16 protein-coding genes and 1 tRNA gene are annotated in these 17,049 nt (G+C 60.3%); 13 read left to right on the top strand and 4 right to left on the bottom strand.

What is annotated here, in order from left to right; all coding sequences use genetic code 11:
* Positions 1-21 precede the first annotated feature (21 nt).
* From ACFQND_RS21605 to ACFQND_RS21580, 6 genes are all read left to right on the top strand, one after another.
* Positions 22-372 carry an FKBP-type peptidyl-prolyl cis-trans isomerase gene (locus ACFQND_RS21605; RefSeq protein WP_371439606.1) on the top strand — a complete coding sequence of 117 codons (351 nt, stop codon included), beginning with the start codon at positions 22-24 and terminating at the stop codon, positions 370-372.
* 162 nt (positions 373-534) lie between these two features.
* Positions 535-1,722, top strand: a complete 1,188-nt coding sequence (gene pncB, locus ACFQND_RS21600; RefSeq protein ID WP_371439605.1) for a nicotinate phosphoribosyltransferase — start codon at positions 535-537, stop codon at positions 1,720-1,722.
* Between the two features lie 57 nt (positions 1,723-1,779).
* Positions 1,780-3,189 (top strand): sodium:proton antiporter, encoded by a 1,410-nt coding sequence (locus ACFQND_RS21595; protein WP_371439604.1) that lies wholly within the window; start codon positions 1,780-1,782, stop codon positions 3,187-3,189.
* Between the two features lie 25 nt (positions 3,190-3,214).
* Complete coding sequence (locus ACFQND_RS21590) at positions 3,215-4,201, top strand: 2-hydroxyacid dehydrogenase (protein WP_371439603.1); 987 nt, start codon at positions 3,215-3,217, stop codon at positions 4,199-4,201.
* Between the two features lie 32 nt (positions 4,202-4,233).
* A complete protein-coding gene (gene rmuC, locus ACFQND_RS21585; RefSeq protein ID WP_371439602.1) occupies positions 4,234-5,592 on the top strand; it encodes a DNA recombination protein RmuC in 1,359 nt (452 codons plus the stop codon).
* Positions 5,593-5,665: 73 nt separating this feature from the next.
* Positions 5,666-6,826: an MFS transporter gene (locus ACFQND_RS21580; RefSeq protein ID WP_371439601.1), complete on the top strand. Its 1,161-nt coding sequence runs from the start codon at positions 5,666-5,668 to the stop codon at positions 6,824-6,826.
* A 32-nt stretch (positions 6,827-6,858) separates the two neighbouring features.
* Here the strand turns inward: ACFQND_RS21580 and ACFQND_RS21575 are convergent, their stop codons facing one another.
* The 3 genes from ACFQND_RS21575 to earP all read right to left on the bottom strand — a co-directional run bounded on the left by ACFQND_RS21575 (position 6,859) and on the right by earP (position 9,743).
* Positions 6,859-7,722, bottom strand: a complete 864-nt coding sequence (locus tag ACFQND_RS21575; protein WP_371439600.1) for an LOG family protein — start codon at positions 7,720-7,722, stop codon at positions 6,859-6,861.
* Between the two features lie 115 nt (positions 7,723-7,837).
* Positions 7,838-8,392, bottom strand: a complete 555-nt coding sequence (gene efp / locus ACFQND_RS21570; protein ID WP_371439599.1) for an elongation factor P — start codon at positions 8,390-8,392, stop codon at positions 7,838-7,840.
* A 160-nt stretch (positions 8,393-8,552) separates the two neighbouring features.
* Positions 8,553-9,743 (bottom strand): elongation factor P maturation arginine rhamnosyltransferase EarP, encoded by a 1,191-nt coding sequence (gene earP, locus ACFQND_RS21565; protein ID WP_371439598.1) that lies wholly within the window; start codon positions 9,741-9,743, stop codon positions 8,553-8,555.
* Between the two features lie 52 nt (positions 9,744-9,795).
* Between earP and uvrC the strand changes: the two genes are divergently transcribed.
* The 3 genes from uvrC (at position 9,796) to ACFQND_RS21550 (ending at position 13,344) form a co-directional block, all read left to right on the top strand.
* On the top strand, positions 9,796-11,775 hold the full coding sequence (gene uvrC / locus ACFQND_RS21560) for an excinuclease ABC subunit UvrC (RefSeq protein ID WP_371439597.1): 1,980 nt from the start codon (positions 9,796-9,798) through the stop codon (positions 11,773-11,775).
* Positions 11,776-11,827: 52 nt separating this feature from the next.
* On the top strand, positions 11,828-12,394 hold the full coding sequence (gene pgsA / locus ACFQND_RS21555; RefSeq protein WP_371439596.1) for a CDP-diacylglycerol--glycerol-3-phosphate 3-phosphatidyltransferase: 567 nt from the start codon (positions 11,828-11,830) through the stop codon (positions 12,392-12,394).
* A gap of 65 nt (positions 12,395-12,459) precedes the next feature.
* Positions 12,460-13,344, top strand: a complete 885-nt coding sequence (locus tag ACFQND_RS21550) for a DMT family transporter (RefSeq protein ID WP_371440071.1) — start codon at positions 12,460-12,462, stop codon at positions 13,342-13,344.
* Here ACFQND_RS21550 and ACFQND_RS21545 read toward each other — a convergent pair.
* Positions 13,253-14,281 (bottom strand): LysR family transcriptional regulator, encoded by a 1,029-nt coding sequence (locus tag ACFQND_RS21545; protein ID WP_371439595.1) that lies wholly within the window; start codon positions 14,279-14,281, stop codon positions 13,253-13,255. The genes ACFQND_RS21550 and ACFQND_RS21545 overlap by 92 nt on opposite strands.
* 126 nt (positions 14,282-14,407) lie before the next feature.
* On the opposite strand from ACFQND_RS21545, the gene ACFQND_RS21540 reads away from it, so the two are divergent.
* The 4 genes from ACFQND_RS21540 to ACFQND_RS21525 all read left to right on the top strand — a co-directional run bounded on the left by ACFQND_RS21540 (position 14,408) and on the right by ACFQND_RS21525 (position 17,024).
* Positions 14,408-15,286: an alpha/beta fold hydrolase gene (locus ACFQND_RS21540; RefSeq protein WP_371439594.1), complete on the top strand. Its 879-nt coding sequence runs from the start codon at positions 14,408-14,410 to the stop codon at positions 15,284-15,286.
* A 21-nt stretch (positions 15,287-15,307) separates the two neighbouring features.
* Complete coding sequence (locus ACFQND_RS21535) at positions 15,308-16,396, top strand: tartrate dehydrogenase (protein WP_371440070.1); 1,089 nt, start codon at positions 15,308-15,310, stop codon at positions 16,394-16,396.
* A 255-nt stretch (positions 16,397-16,651) separates the two neighbouring features.
* A complete protein-coding gene (locus tag ACFQND_RS21530; RefSeq protein ID WP_371439593.1) occupies positions 16,652-16,924 on the top strand; it encodes an HU family DNA-binding protein in 273 nt (90 codons plus the stop codon).
* Between the two features lie 24 nt (positions 16,925-16,948).
* A tRNA-Val gene (locus ACFQND_RS21525) sits at positions 16,949-17,024 on the top strand.
* The last annotated feature ends 25 nt before the right edge of the window (positions 17,025-17,049 follow it).

The following is a 17,049-nucleotide window of genomic DNA, read 5'->3' as shown; positions in this document are numbered from 1 at the left end:
CATTTCAAGAAAGACCATGCCATGAGCACCACCACCACTCCTTCCGGCCTGCAGTACGAAGACACTGTTCTCGGCACAGGCGCCATCGCCAAGGCCGGCCAGAACGTCAGGGTGCACTACACCGGCTGGCTGTACACGGACGGCGTGCAGGGCGCCAAGTTCGACTCCAGCAAGGACCGCGGCCAGCCCTTCGAATTTTCACTGGGTGCCGGCCAGGTCATCCGCGGCTGGGACGAAGGCGTGCAGGGCATGTCGGTAGGTGGCACGCGTCGCCTGGTCATCCCGGCAGAGCTGGGTTACGGCGCGCGCGGAGCAGGCGGTGTGATTCCTCCGAACGCAACCTTGCTGTTCGAAGTGGACTTTTTAGGGTAAACCTTGGCTTGCGCGCGAGATGGGCACTTCCAGAAATTCAGATTTTCGGGATGAAGTGCAAGGCGTGGTGCGCGCAGCAACCGGAATGCACTTGTGTGCATGAGGATTGCGAGCACACCACAACGCAGCAATTCGCCCGAAAAATGAATTTATGAAGTGCCCATGATCATCACCAGCCTGCTCGATACCGACCTCTACAAGTTCACCATGATGCAGGCTGTCCTGCATCAGTTTCCCGCTGCGGAGGTCGAGTACAAGTTCAAGTGTCGCAATGCGGGCGCCCCCGGCATTGCGCCGCTGGCCCCGTTTGTCAATGAGATCCGTGAAGAGATTCGCGGGCTTTGCAGCCTGCGTTTCCAGGATGCCGAACTGGCCTACCTGAAGAGCCTGCGGTTTATCAAAAGTGATTTTGTTGATTTCCTGGGCATCTTCAAGCTCAACGAAAAATATGTCGAGGTCACGGCCCTGCCGACCGGCGAGATCGAGGTCTCCATCAAGGGGCCGTGGCTGCACACCATCCCGTTTGAGATTCCGGTGCTGGCCATCATCAACGAGGTCTACTTTCGCAATACCTACAGGACGCCCGATCTGAGCCAGGGCCGCGAACGCTTGAACGCCAAGATACTGGAGCTGCAGGCCGATGGCTTGCGCGAGCTCAAGATTGCCGATTACGGCACGCGCCGGCGTTTCAGCAAGGCCTGGCATGAAGAGGTGTTGCGGACCCTGATGACACGCCTGGGTACGGGGCGGCAGGGGCAGCTTGCGGGCACCAGCAATGTGCTGTATGCCATGAAGCTGGGCCTGATCCCGCTCGGGACCATGGCGCATGAGTACCTGCAGGCCTGTCAGGCCCTGGGTCCGCGTTTGCGCGACAGCCAGGTGTTTGGTTTTGAGTCCTGGGCCAAGGAGTACCGGGGCGACCTGGGCATTGCATTGTCGGACGTGTACGGCATGAGCGCTTTCCTGCGCGATTTCGACATGTATTTCTGCAAGCTCTTCGATGGCGCGCGTCACGACAGCGGTGACCCGTTCCAGTGGGGCGAACGCATGCTTGCGCATTATGCGGCGAACCGCGTGGACCCCCTGACCAAGACCCTGATTTTCAGCGACGGCCTGACCATGCCGCGCACCATCGAGCTGTACCAGCGCTTCAGGGGACGTTGCCTGCTGGCTTTCGGCATTGGCACCAACCTGACCAATGACCTGGGTTATGAGCCGCTGCAGATCGTGATCAAGATGGTCCGCTGCAATGGCCAGCCGGTTGCCAAGCTGTCGGACACGCCGTCCAAGAGCATGTGCGATGACGAAAAATACCTGGCCTACCTGCGGCAGGTTTTTGAAATTGCATGACCGGGAATCGGCTCAGCCGGGCCTGATCAGGTCAATAACAACAAGCATGGAAAAATCATGAAAACTTCGCGTTGCTGTGCGGTCCTGGCCGGGCTGCTTCTATTGCCCGGCATCGCCCTGGCGGCAGACTTTGATGGCGGCCAGCTTTCACCTTTGTGGGGCATCCCTTTTGCCGGCCTTCTGTTGTCCATCGCCGTCTTCCCGCTGTTGGCGCCGGCGTTCTGGCACCACCATTTCGGCAAGATTTCTGCGGCCTGGACATTGGCTTTTTTCCTGCCCTTCACGCTGACCTTCGGTCCGGCGATGGCCGGCAGCAGCCTGGTGCATGCGCTGGTCGCAGAATACATCCCCTTCATCATTTTGCTGACAGCCCTGTTCACGGTGGCTGGCGGCATTTTTATACGCGGCAACCTGCATGGCAGCCCCGGCCTGAATACCGGGCTGTTGCTGATCGGTGCAGTCCTTGCCAGCTTCATGGGCACCACTGGTGCCTCCATGCTGATGATTCGCCCCTTGATCCGGGCCAATGACAACCGGCGTCACGCCGCACACATTGTTGTTTTCTTTATTTTTATCGTCTCCAACGTGGGCGGTTCGCTGACCCCGCTGGGTGACCCGCCCCTGTTCCTGGGTTTCCTGAAAGGGATTGATTTTTTCTGGACCGTGAAACACATCTTTCCCGAGACCCTGTTTTTGACCGGCAGCCTGCTGGTCATTTTTTACTTGCTGGACAGCTGGTACTACCGCAAGGAAGGCGTGTTGCCTGTCGACCCGACACCGGATACGCCACGTTTCGGTTTTGATGGCGTTTTCAATTTTTGGCTGCTGGCGGGCGTGGCCGGGCTGGTGCTGCTCAGCGGTTTCTGGAAGTCGTCCGTGGTGTTTGACGTGTACGGCACCGAAGTCGGCCTGCCAGGCCTGGTGCGTGACGCCGGCCTGGTGGCCATCACCCTGCTTTCGCTGAAGATGACGGCCGACAAGGTGCACAAGGACAACCAGTTTTCCTGGGGGCCGATGGCGGAAGTGGCCAAACTGTTTGCCGGCATTTTCCTGACCATCATCCCGGTGATCGCCATGCTCAAGGCGGGCCTGAACGGTCCTTTCGGTGCGGTGGTGTCCGCGGTGACCCGGCCCGACGGCCAGCCCGATCCGGCCATGTATTTCTGGGCCACGGGCTTGTTGAGCTCATTCCTTGACAATGCGCCCACCTACCTGGTGTTTTTCAACACGGCCGGTGGTGATGCGCAGACCCTGATGACCACGCTGGCACCGACCCTGGCGGCGATTTCTGCCGGTGCGGTGTTCATGGGCGCCAACACGTACATTGGCAATGCACCCAACCTGATGGTCAAGGCCATTGCCGAAGACCGCGACATCAAAATGCCCAGCTTTTTTGGCTATATGGCATGGTCGGTCGCGATCCTGATTCCGCTTTTTATCATCATGACCTTTATCTGGTTCAAATAACACGCAAGAAAGTCGATAACCATTTATGAGCAAACCAAAAATACTTGTCGCCCGCGCCGTCTTCCCGGAAGTCATCACCAGGCTTGGGCAGTACTTTGATGTCGAGTCGAACCAGGCCGACGAAACCTGGAGCAAGGCCCAGCTTGCAGAAAAATTGAAGGGCAAGCAGGGGGCTTTCACGACAGGCAGCGACCGCATTGACGCCGATGTGCTGGCGGCCTGCCCGGACCTGAAGATCTGCGCCAATATGGCGGTGGGCTACAACAACTTTGACATTGACGCCATGACGGAGGCCGGCGTGCTGGCCACGAATGCCCCCGATGTTTTGACCGAAACCACGGCCGATTTCGGTTTTGCACTGGTGATGGCGGCGGCCCGCCGCCTGACGGAGAGTGAGCATTACCTGCGTGCCGGCAAGTGGAACAAGTGGCGTTACGACATGTTTGCGGGCTCCGACATCCATGGCTCAACCATGGGCATCATGGGCATGGGCCGCATCGGGCAGGGCATTGCCAAGCGCGGTGCGCACGGTTTCGGCATGAAAGTGATTTACCACAACCGCTCGCGTCTGGACGCCGCGCTTGAAGCCGAATGCAAGGCCAGTTATGTGAGCAAGGAAGAGCTGCTCAAGACCGCCGACCACGTGGTGCTTGTCGTGCCTTATTCCCCCGCATCGCACCACACCATAGGCGCGGCAGAACTGGCCATGATGAAACCGACTGCAACGCTGGTCAATATCGCACGCGGCGGCATTGTGGACGATGTGGCGCTGGCAGCCGCCTTGCGCGACAAGCGCATCGCTGCAGCGGGCCTGGACGTGTTTGAGGGCGAGCCCAAGGTACATCCGGACCTGCTCGCGCTGTCCAACGTGGTGCTGACGCCCCATATTGCAAGCGCCACCATGCCGACGCGCCTGGCCATGGCCAGCCTGGCGGCCGACAACCTGATTGCCTTTTTTGAAGGAAAAGTGCCTCCATCCCCCATCAATGCTGCGCAGCTGGCAGGCAAATAAATGGCGAAAGACAGTATGCAAGGGCGTATCTGATGGAACTCTGGCTGATCATCCTGCTATTGCTGGTGAATCTGCTGCTTGTGGCCTGGCTGCTGCTTCGCAAGCCGGCCGACAACGGCCAGTCGCGGGCTGAACTGCTTGCGGGCATGGCCGAGGGCAACGACAAGCTTGAGCGCGAACTCCGGCGCGAGATCGGCGACAACTCGCGCGCCAGCCGGCAGGAACTGGCAACGACTTTTGCGACCTTCCAGCAGACACTGGTGCAGCAAAGCTCGGAAGCCATACGCACGCAGAACACGCAGATAGACGCCTTTGCGCAGCAGTTGACCCTGCTGCAGAAAACCCTGTCGGACACGCTGACCACACAATTGCAGTCGGTCAGCGAATCGAATGCGCGGCGCATGGTCGAGGTACGCGAAACCCTCGAAACGCAACTGGCGCAGCTGCAGCAGACCAATGCCGCCAAGCTGGACGAGATGCGCAAGACGGTCGATGAAAAACTGCAGACGACGCTGGAGACCCGGCTGGGCGAGAGCTTCAAGCAGGTGGCCGACCGGCTCGACCAGGTGCACAAGGGCCTGGGTGAAATGCAGACACTGGCCGTTGGCGTCGGCAGCCTGCAGCGGGTGCTGACAAACGTCAAGACGCGGGGTATTTTTGGCGAGGTCCAGCTTGAGGCCCTGCTGGAACAGGTGCTGACCCCCGAGCAGTACGGCAAGCAGGTGGAGACCAAGCCGCGCAGCGGCCAGCGCGTGGATTTTGCGGTGCGCTTCCCGGGGCGCAGCGCCGACGGTTCCCCGGTCTGGCTGCCGATAGATGCGAAGTTTCCGCGCGACGATTACGAACGCCTGCTTGACGCGCACGAGCGTGCCGATCCGGCCGGTGTAGAGCTTGCCGGCAAGGCCCTGGAAGCGCGCATCCGCAGTGAATCGAAATCCATTGCCGAGAACTACCTGGCTTCGCCGCATACGACCGACTTTGCGATCCTGTTCCTGCCGGTGGAAAGCCTGTACGCCGAAGTGCTGCGCCGCCCCGGCCTGATGGATGCAGTTCAGCGCCAGCACCGTGTGACGCTGGCCGGGCCAACGACTTTGCTGGCCATGCTCAACAGCCTGCACATGGGTTTTCGCACCCTGGCGCTGGAGCAGCAGGCCTCCGAGGTGTGGAAGGTGCTGGGTGCCGTCAAGACCGAATTCAACCGGTTTGGCGAATGGGTTGAGCGCATCAAGGAGCAGGTTGCCAAGGCGTCCGACACCATAGACAAGGCCGACACGCGGCAGCGGCAGATGCGCCGCGCGCTTAAAAGTGTGGAGGCGCTTCCTGATGCGCAAGCGCAGGCGCTGTTGCCTTCAGTCGATGGCGACAGCGACCGTGAAGACGACGCGCCCTGAGTTATGCGTGCTACTTTTTTGATAGCTTTTCCTGCTTGTAATGATTGGGCCACGGCACGGTTTCCCATGAAAAATGACACCTGAGCTGCTTCGTTTGATTGTGGCGCAGGTGTGCCTGCATGCGGCCATGACCGGCATGCGGCTGGCGGCGCCCTTGCTCGCGTTGCAGCAGGGTTACAGCGCTGCTGCCGTGGGCGTGTTGCTGTCGCTGTTCGCGCTGACACAGGTTTTCCTGGCCTTGCCGGCCGGCCGTTTTGCCGACCGGCATGGCTTGCGCCTGCCGCTGGTGATTGCCGTGAGTGCGGCATCCGGCGGTTCGGCGCTGGCAGCCGTGTTTCCGGTTTTTCCTGTGCTTTGCCTGGCGGCCTTGCTGACCGGGGGTGCGACCGGCGTTGCAGTTATCGCGTTGCAGCGGCATGTAGGCCGTGCGGCTGCGGGGACGACCCAGCTCAGGAAGGTGTTCAGCTGGCTGGCCATCTCGCCCGCGGCGGCCAACTTTGTTGGACCTTTTGCGGCTGGTTTGCTGATCGATCACGCTGGCCCCGCTGCAGGCGACCTGACGGGTTACCGTGTGGCCTTCATGTTGCTGGCATTCCTGCCGCTGGTTTGCTGGCTGATGGTGCGGCGGACCAGGGAGCTTCCCATGCAGAAGCCTGCGGTCGATGCGCCAAAGCAACGCGCATGGGACTTGCTGCGCGAGCCCATGTTCCGGCGCCTGCTGTTCGTCAACTGGCTGCAGTCCTCGGCATGGGACGTACACACTTTTGTGCTGCCGCTGCTTGGACATGAACGCGGCCTCAGCGCTTCTGTCATTGGCTCCATCCTTGGCGCGTTTGCGGTGGCCGCGGCCGCCATTCGCCTGTTGCTGCCGCTGGTTGCCTCGCGCCTGAGCGAGCGCAACGTGATCACCATCTCGAATATCCTAACTGCGCTGATGTTTGCGGCCTACCCGTTGATGAACTCGGCGCTGGGTATGGCCTTGTGCTCCATCGTGCTGGGCCTCGCACTGGGTGCGGTGCAACCCATGGTGATGAGCATGCTGCACCAGATCACACCGCATGAACGCCACGGAGAGGCCCTGGGCCTTCGTCTGATGACCATCAACGCATCGAGCGTGTTGATGCCCATGCTGTTCGGCGCTGCGGGTGCCTTGACGGGCGTGGCCGGCCTGTTCTGGATTGTCGGCGGCGTGGTCGCGGCCGGCACCTGGGCCGTAAGGGGCCTGAAGGCCTGAGCGGCAGGTGAGCCGCCCGGGTTGAGCGACCTCTAGAGTTTGTAAAACCTTTTGATGCTGTCCCAGGCAACTTGCGGGTCATCAACATACTGGAACAATTTGAGGTCCTCGGGTGAAATCGCGCCTTCTTCGAGCATCACCTCAAAGTTGAAGAGCCTTTTCCAGTATTCGGAGCCGAACAGGATGATGGGCACCGGCCTGGCCTTGCGGGTCTGCACCAGTGTGATGACTTCAAACAGCTCATCCAGCGTGCCAAAGCCGCCCGGAAAGGCCAGCAGGGCCTTGGCGCGCATCATGAAATGCATCTTGCGCAGGGCAAAGTAGTGGAACTTGAAGTTCAGGGAATGTGAGACATAGGGGTTGGATGACTGCTCGTGCGGCAGAACAATGTTGAGTCCTACGGTGGGCGCACCCATTTCCTGTGCACCCCGGTTGGCCGCTTCCATGATGCCCGGGCCGCCGCCGGTGCAGATGAACAACCGTTCCGCCGGCGGGCATGCATTGCTGTGGCCTGCGACCAGCCGTGCAAACAGGCGGGCCTGGTCGTAGTAATGCGCGTTGCGCAGGTGGCGTTTTGCCAGGGCCAGCGCGGCCTGGTCACCGGATTCCTCCGCTTGTTTCAGGGCCTCGTTGGCCTGCTCCGGCGCGGGAAAGCGGGCGCTGCCGAACACCACGATGGTGTTTTCAATGCCTTGTTCATGCTGCGCCAGATCGGGCTTGAGCATTTCAAGCTGAAAGCGGATGCCACGGGTTTCACGCCGCAGCAAAAATTCGGGGTCGGCAAAAGCCAGGCGGTAGGCGTCGGCGTCCAGCGGTGTTTCATCGCGGGCATGGGCTTGCAGTTCGGCCCATGCGTGCGCCAGGCGGCTTCCAGATAAGTCTTGTGTTTGGTCCATGCGCCATTGTCAACGATTGGCGGGGAGCGGTGTGCCTTGTACAGGCCAGAAAAAAGGCTCCCTGGGGAGCCTTTTGTTGAGGGGGCCGGTGCGTCCGGCCTTTGATGCGGTTTGCTTAGACGCGCTTGCGGTATTCGCCGGTGCGGGTGTCGATCTCGACCACATCGCCTTGCGCCACGAAGATAGGCACGCCGATTTCAAAGCCGGTGGCGATCTTGGCGGGCTTGAGCACCTTGCCGGATGTGTCGCCCTTGACGGCGGGCTCGGTCCAGGTGATCTCGCGCTGGACGCTGGTGGGCAGCTCAACCGAAATGGCCTTGCCGTCGTAGAACACGACTTCGAGTTCCATGCCGTCCTGCAGGTAGTTCAGCGAGTCGCCCATGTTTTCGGCTTCGACTTCGTACTGGTTGTAGTCGGAGTCCATGCAGATGTACATCGGGTCTGCGAAGTAGGAGTAGGTGCAATCCTTCTTGTCGAGGATGACCTGGTCGATCTTGTCGTCGGCCTTGAACACGACTTCGGTGTTGAAGTTGTTCAGCAGGCTCTTGAGCTTCATGCGGACGGTGGCCGAGTTGCGGCCGCCGCGGCTGTATTCGGTCTTGAGCACGACCATGGGGTCCTTGCCGTGCATGATGACGTTGCCTGCGCGGATTTCTTGAGCGATTTTCATGTCAGTATTAACGCAATAGCTTGCGGTATTTTTGAAGTAGGCCGCTCAACGCGTCAGTGCCTGATGCGCAATGCGTCAGTGCCTGGTGCATGTTCTGCGGCGGAGTGCAAAGCCTGCCTGAAAGTGAAATCACCCGGCAAATTCTGCAAAGCCTTTGATTTTAACGGGTTTTTTCCACGAATTTCAGCAGGACGCCGGTCAAATCTTCCTGTGCCAGGTGCCTGGCTTGCGCCTTTAGCACCGTTTTTTGCCAGGCCGGCAGATCCGCCATAAGGCTGGCCAGGCCATCCGCCGGGTGTTTTTCCGCCAGATCAGTCGGGTTGCCGGTATTCCAGATGTGATGGACGGCGCGCAGGGAAGGCGGAGCCCCAAGCATGTCCAGAAACGCATCCAGCTTGGCGCGGTGCGCGTCGTCATCCTGTGGGTAAATATGCCAGACAAAGGGTTTGCCAGCCCACAGGGCCCGCACGATGGAGTCCTCGCCGCGCACAAAGTTGAGATCGCAGGCCCAAAGCAGGTGGTCAAAATCGACCTGGGTCAGCAAGGGGAGGTATGAAATTGATAGCTGGTTGCGCGCATCAGCCGGGGGCTGCAGGCCTTTTTTGTCATTAAACTGAAGGTTTTCAGCGGCGATTGCGGCCTTGACTGCAAGATGCGCGCGCCCCGCAGCGACCAGCAGGTGCACGGGCCGGCCGTTCAGGCCCGAATCGGCCCATTGGCGCAGCAGGGAGGCCAGCGCCGGTGGTTCGTAACAAAACAGGGACACCAGTGTTTCACCGTGACTGGCTATGCCCTCCAGGCCCTGGCGGTTTAACCAGCCCGCCCGGTCAAACGCCGCCTGGCGTTGGGCCAGGCCGGGCTCGTGCAGCAGGCCGCCGGTTTGTGCCGTGAAGCCCGGGTAAAAAAACCACTTGGTCCAGCCGGCCGCCGGGCCGCGCAGGACGGGCGAGGGCAGGGCATGGTTGCGCTCTGCATAAACCTCGGCAGACAGGTATTCGAGGTTGATCCATACGGGTTTTATGCCCCTGGCCTCCGCTGCATGCGCGCAGGTAGCTATGAATTCAGTAGCAATTTCGCAGCCGAAGGCCTCGACAAGGACGTCGGTGGGAGCTGTGTTGAGGCACTCCAGGTCGGCCGGGGCCAGCGGCTCGCGCCACGGCAGGATACGAACGCCCTCGCAGCCCGTCGGTGCCATCCAGGCCAGCGCACTCGCATCGTCTACCCAGAGCCGGACCCGCTGCCCGCGTGAAGCCAGGTCTGCGGCCAGGCGCCAGCAGATGCCGATGTCGCCAAAGTTGTCGATGACCTTGCAAAAAATGTCCCATTGCCGGGTAACCAAACTGCGATTCATGACAGGATTGTCCACAATACGGGTTTCCTGATATCGGCGCCCTTTTGATTCCATGACCAAAGCACACGAATTCGATCCCCAATTGCTGAGCGAGGTAGCGGCGCTGCCGGCCTTGCCGGGGGTTTACCGTTATTTCGATGCGGACGGTGCGGTGCTGTATGTGGGCAAGGCGCGCAACCTGAAAAAACGCGTCTCGAATTATTTCCAGAAAAACCATGGCGGCACGCGCATAGGCCACATGGTGACAAAGATAGCCCGCATGGAAACCACGGTCGTGCGTTCCGAGGCTGAGGCGCTGCTGCTGGAAAACAACCTCATCAAGACGCTGAACCCGAAGTTCAACATCCTGTTCCGGGACGACAAAAGCTACCCCTACCTCAAGATCACCGGCCCGCATGCCAAAGAGGGGGGCGGGGCCCTGTCGGCGCCGGCTTTTCAGCGGGTTGCCTATTACCGCGGCGCGGTCGAGAAAAAACACCACTACTTCGGGCCTTACCCCAGCGCCTGGGCCGTCAAGGAAAGCATTTTGCTGCTGCAAAAGGTTTTCAAGCTGCGCACCTGCGAAGACACGGTGTTCAACAACCGCACGCGGCCCTGCCTGCTGTACCAGATCAAGCGCTGCTCGGCGCCGTGCGTCGGCCACATCACGGCCGGGCAGTACACACAGGACGTGGCCAATGCCGAGCGTTTCCTGAGGGGTGAAACCCAGGACATCCTGAACGGGCTTGAGCAGAAGATGCTGCAACACGCGGAAAAGCTGGAGTTTGAACAGGCCGCCGAACTGCGCAACCAGATGTCGGCGCTGTCCAAGGTGCTGCACCAGCAGTCCATGGAGACAGGCGGAGACAAGGATGTGGACATCCTGGCTGTGAAGGTGCAGGGCGGCAAGGCCTGTGTGAACCTGGCCATGGTGCGCGGCGGCCGGCACCTGGGGGACAGGCCGTACTTTCCGACCCACATTGAAAACGCCGTGGATGTGGCGGAGCTGGATGCCGAACCGGTTGAACCTGCTGAATCCGGCGCAACGGCAAGCCCGGCAACGCAAACACGTCCCGCGAAAAATGCCAAATCCCTCGAAGCACTGGTGCTGGAAGCCTTTATCGCCCAGCACTACATTGACGTGCCCGTGCCGCCCACGCTGGTGTGCAGCGAGCCGGTGGACAAGGACCTGATTGCCGCGCTGGTTGCACAAACCGGCACGCGCATCGCGGCGGTTCACCAGCCGCGCGAACAGCGCCGCATCTGGCTGGAAATGGCGGAGAAAAATGCCGGCCTGCAACTGGCGCGCCTGCTGGCCGAGCAGGGTTCGCAACAGGCCCGCACGCGCGCGCTGGCCGAGGCGCTGGACCTGAAGATGGAAGACCTGGCGGCGTTGCGCATCGAGTGTTTTGATATCTCACACACGGCCGGCGAGTCAACCCAGGCTTCGTGCGTGGTGTTCCACGGGCACAAGATGCAAAGCGCCGAATACCGCCGCTACAACATCGAAGGCATCACCCCCGGCGACGACTATGCCGCCATGCGCCAGGTGTTGACGCGCCGCTACAGCAAGCTGGCCGAGGCCGCCCGCAACAACGAGGCCAGGTTGCCGGACCTGGTGCTGGTCGATGGCGGCAAGGGCCAGGTATCGATGGCGCGGGAAGTGTTCACTGAACTCGGCCTGGACCTGGGCCTGATTGCCGGCGTTGAAAAAGGCGAGGGCCGCAAGGTGGGCCTGGAAGAACTGGTGTTTGCAGATGGCCGCGAAAAGATTTACCTTGGCCGCGACTCGGCGGCGTTGATGCTGATTGCGCAGATACGCGACGAGGCGCACCGTTTTGCAATTACCGGCATGCGAGCCAAACGTGCCTCGGTGCGCACGGGCTCCAGCCGCCTTGAAGACATTGCCGGCATAGGCCCCAAGCGCCGCGCCAGCCTGCTGCAGCGTTTTGGCGGCATACGTGCGATTGCATCGGCCAGCGCTGAAGATATCGCGACCGTGGACGGCATTTCGCGCGAACTGGCTGAAGAAATTTACCGCGCGCTGCATTGAACTTTTGGCCGCGGCGCACGGAGTTGTCCGGCTCATGCCAAAATGCATGAAGATGTTCTGGACTATTCCTACCCTGATGACCTGGACTCGCATAGTTGCGATTCCCCTGATTGTGGGCGTGTTCTACCTGAACTTCGCCCCTGCTGAACGCAACCTGATCGCCACGGTGATGTTTGTGGTCTTCGCCGCCACCGACTGGCTGGACGGCTTTTTGGCCCGCAAGCTCAACCAGACTTCATCATTCGGCGCCTTCCTGGACCCGGTGGCCGACAAGTTCCTGGTGTGTGCCTCGCTGCTGGTGCTGGTGCATTTGCAGCGGGCCGATGTTTTTGTCGCGCTCATCATCATTGGCCGTGAAATCGCAATCTCCGCCCTGCGCGAGTGGATGGCCATCATCGGCGCCACCAAAAGCGTGGCCGTGCACATGCTGGGCAAGGTCAAGACCATGGTCCAGATGATCGCGATCCCGTTCCTGTTGTTTGACGGCACGCTGTTCGGCGTGATCAACACCCACCTGTGGGGCACCTGGCTGATCTGGATCTCGGCGATCCTCACGGTCTGGTCCATGATTTATTACCTGCAAAAAGCCATTCCGGAAATCCGTGCGCGGGCCAAATAAACCGGGTTGTTCATGAGCTGCCGCCCGTGAGTTCCACGCCTTCCGACAGCGCCCTGATCCGGGCCATGCCCGCCGTGTTTGTCCTGATCTGGAGCACCGGCTTCATCGTTGCCAAATTCGGCCTGCCTTATGCGCCGCCGCTGACTTTCCTGGCGATCCGCTATTTTTTGTCCATCGTCTGTTTCCTGGTCTGGATACAGCTGGCACGCGCCTCCTGGCCGCGCGGGCGTCAGCAATGGCTGCACCTTGGTGTGACCGGTGTGCTGATGCATGCGGGTTATCTGGGCGGTGTCTGGATAGCCGTGAAGGCCGGCATGGGCTCAGGTCTGACGGCATTGATTGTGGGTTTGCAGCCGGTTCTGACCGCCTTGTGGGTGTCCTGGCTTGCCTCGGGAAACGATGGCCCGCAGGCGCAGAAAGTAACGTCCCGGCAATGGCTGGGGCTTGCGCTTGGGCTGGGTGGTCTTCTGCTGGTGGTGTCACGCAAGTTCGGTACCGGCCACGAGGTCACGGCTTTGACGCTGACGGCTACCGTGGTTGCGCTGCTCAGCATCACGGCCGGAACGCTTTACCAGAAGCGCTTTGTGCAGCCCACCGACGTGCGCAGCGCCAATGCGATCCAGCTGGGCGCGGCGCTGCTGGTGACTTTGCCCTTGACCTTGCTGGAGCACGAGGCCATTGTCTGGAACCATCAATTCGTGGGTGCCATGGCCTGGTCTGTGCTTGCCCTGACACTGGGCGGCAGCTCGCTGCTGTATTTGCTGATCCAGCGCGGCGCCGCCACGGCGGTCACCAGCCTGTTGTACCTGGTGCCGCCTACCACCGCGCTGATGGCCTGGGTCCTGTTTGATGAACCGATCACGACCTCGACCGTGATCGGGACGGCGCTGACGGCGCTGGGTGTGAGCCTGGTAGTGCGCGCCGCCCAGCCGAAGCTGAAGGCCGGTTGACCTTCCATGGCTCCCCTGTGAACTGGCTCAGCAGGAAATCAATCAGCAGCCGGATGCGCCGGGGCGCATCGGCCCGGTAAGGCGCCAGCCAGTGGATGTCCGCATCGGGCATCGACCAGGACGGCAACACCCGTACAAGCTCTCCAGAGGCCAGTTGCGGCGCAATGTCCCAGAGGCTTCGCAGCATGATGCCGCGCCCGTCCAGGCACCAGTCCCGCACCAGTTCGCCGGAATTGCTTGTCAGCGGGCCGTTGACACGCACACGGGCTTCGCTGCGTTCAGTATCCCGTTTGTCTTTTTCTCTTTTGAGCTGCCATACGTTAAACGGCTGCCCGGCTGCATTGCTGTTTTCACGTGCGATCAGGCAGGCGTGCTGCTGCAAGGCCTGTACATCCTGAGGTTCGCCATGCGCCTTGAGATACGCCGGAGAGGCCACGAGAACACGCTGGTTGCGTGCCAGCCGCCTGGAGACCCATTGCGCAGCCTGGCTGCCGCGCAGCGACCACAACCAGACGGCGCCATCAAACCCTTCTGCTGCCAGGTCGGGCAATTGTTCCGTCAATTGCAGCTGCACTTCCAGTTTGGGGTAACGCTCCTGGAAGCGTGCCAGCGCTGGCCCGAGCCAGAGCCTGCCGAACCCGAACGTGGCCGCCAGCCGGATTTTCCCGGTCGGCTCTTTCTGCCTTTCCTGCAGCTCGGCTTCCAGGTCCCTGAAGCCCTGCAGCAGCACGATTGCGCGGTCACACACGGTTTCGCCTTCCGCCGTCGGGCTGACGCGGCGGGTTGTGCGCTGAAACAGCTTTTGGCCAAGGCTTGCTTCAAGTGCGGCGAGCCGCTTTGTCACCGCGGGTGGCGCAATATCCAGGCTGAGGGCCGCCGCGGCCAGGCTGCCGTGGTCGCGCACTGCCAGCACCAGTTCAAGATCGCTTCGCTCCATTAGTTCCTTTTTGGAAATAATAAAAGTATTTATTATTGCTTGAATACGGCCGCCCCGTTGGGCATCATCAGGGCATGACAACGTTGAATAAAACGGTTGAACTTTTTTATCCGGAAAGCCGCCATCTTGTTTGAGAATTTTGTTGCAGGCACGGTCCAGGGCCCCGCTGGCCGGATCCACACACTGCGCGGCGGCAGCGGCCAGCCTTTGCTTTTGCTGCACGGTCACCCGCAGACGCATGTGATGTGGCACCAGGTTGCGCCAAAGCTGGCGGAGCATTTCACGGTCGTTGCGATGGACTTGCGTGGTTATGGCGACTCTGCAAGGCCTCCTGGTGACGCGCAGCATGCGGTTTATTCAAAAAGGGAAATGGCGCGGGATGCAGTGGCCGTGATGCAGCACCACGGGTTTGGTCGCTTTCAGGTGCTGGCACATGACCGGGGCGCGCGGGTTGCGCATCGCCTGGCGGTGGACCATCCCGAAGCCGTTGAACGTTTGATGCTGCTCGACATTGCGCCCACGCTGGCAATGTACAGCAACACCACCGAGGCTTTTGCCACGGCTTACTGGCACTGGTTTTTCCTGATCCAGCCGCCGCCCCTGCCGGAAGCATTGATAGAGTCCGGCCCGGTTCGTTACCTGCATGGCGTGATGGGCAAGCGCCATGCGGGAATGACGGCATTTGCGCCGCAGGCGCTTGCCGAATATGAACGTTGCGCGCAGATTCCAGGCACGGCGCACGCCATCTGTGAAGACTACCGTGCCTCGGCCACCCTGGATCTTGTGCATGATCGGGCCGATGTGGCCGCCGGTCGCAAGCTGTTGCAGCCGCTGCATGTGTTGTGGGGCGAACACGGTGCGGTAGGCAAGTGTTTTGATGTGCTGGCTCTTTGGCGCGAGCGTGCCGAGGCGGTGTCAGGCTCAAGCCTGCCCTGCGGACATTACATTGCAGAAGAAGCACCCGGGTTGCTGCTTGCACAAGCCCTGAATTTTTTCAAAACCTGAACCGAGGAACACACCATGAGCATGGGTAAAAAACGAATCGCAGTGATCGCTGGTGACGGCATTGGCAAGGAAGTCATGCCAGAGGGCATACGCGTGATGGACGCTGCTGCGCGCAAATTCGGCATAGACCTGCAGTTTGACCACTTCGATTTTTCAAGCTGGGACTACTACGAAAAACACGGAAAAATGTTGCCCGACAACTGGAAGGACCAGATCGGCGGGCACGACGCGATTTATTTCGGCGCCGTGGGATGGCCGGACAAGATTGCCGACCATGTTTCATTGTGGGGATCGCTGCTGCTGTTTCGCCGCGAGTTTGACCAGTACATCAACCTGCGCCCGGCTCGCCTGATGCCCGGCATCATCGCGCCTGTGGTGCGCCGTGACGGCAGCCCGCGCCAGCCCGGGGAAATCGATTTTTACATTGTTCGTGAAAACACCGAGGGCGAGTACTCCAGCATAGGCGGCAAGGCTTTTCCGGGAACCGACAGGGAGTTCGTCCTGCAGGAGTCGGTGTTCACGCGCATAGGCGTGGACCGTGTCTTGAAGTTCGCATTCGAGCTGGCCCAGTCGCGGCCGAAAAAACACCTGACCAGCGCCACCAAGTCCAACGGCATTTCAATCTCCATGCCTTACTGGGATGAGCGTGTGGCGGAGATGGCCAGGGGCTATCCGGGCATCACGCTCGATAAATTCCATATCGATATCCTCACGGCGCATTTTGTGCAGAGGCCCGATTTTTTTGACGTGGTCGTGGCCAGTAATCTTTTTGGCGACATCCTTAGCGACCTCGGTCCGGCATGCACCGGCACGATTGGCATTGCACCCAGCGCCAACCTGAATCCGGAGCGGAAATTTCCTTCGCTGTTTGAGCCCGTGCACGGTTCTGCGCCTGACATTGCCGGCCGCCAGGTGGCCAACCCCATCGGGCAGATATGGTGTGGCGCGATGATGCTGGAGTTCCTCGGGCACAAGGACGCGCACGATGCGGTCCTGGCTGCCATCGAAAAAGTGCTTGCTCCCCAGAGTGGTGCACCGCGCACGCCCGACCTGGGTGGCAGTGCCTCCACAGCGGATGTCGGCAAGGCGATTGCCGCTGCGCTTGGTTGATCTGTCTTTTTTGCAAGGCAGGAAAATTGCAACGTGTACAGACAGTCATGCCGTGAAAGCGTGAAAAATGAGGCTAGAATCCGCGTCCGCACGTTGTAAAAACCCGATGCTGTATTGACACCTTGGAAGTCCATGGCTCTAATGTGATCAGCAGATAACCTGCGCCTGCCGCCTCCCGCTGATATCGCTCATCGATATCCCGGGAGATATTTTTTAGAGACAACCAGATTAACTTTTATCAACGAGGGGTCCCTTGTGAACAAGACTGAACTGATCGAACACATTGCAAAACACGCCGATATTTCCAAAGCCGCCGCAACGCGCGCCCTGGAAGCTACCATTGGTGCCGTCAAAACAACCCTGAAAAAAGGAGGCTCGGTGTCTCTGGTGGGTTTTGGTACTTTTGCAGTGGGCAAACGTGCTGCGCGCACGGGCCGCAATCCGCGTACCGGCGATGCGATTAAAATCAAGGCAGCCAAGGTTCCAAAGTTCCGTCCGGGCAAGGCGCTCAAAGACGCTTTGAACTGATGTATATGGTTTGAAAAGTTTGTGGGGTGCTTAGCTCAGTTGGTAGAGCAGCGCCCTTACACGGCGTAGGTCGGCGGTTCGAGCCCGTCAGCACCCACCACAGACTGGGATAATCCGGAGTCAAT

It is taken from the genome of Polaromonas aquatica, from assembly GCF_042659145.1.
GTDB lineage: Bacteria > Pseudomonadota > Gammaproteobacteria > Burkholderiales > Burkholderiaceae_C > Polaromonas > Polaromonas aquatica.
Note: the sequence above shows the minus strand (reverse complement) of the source record. Positions and strands in the feature narration are given on the sequence as shown.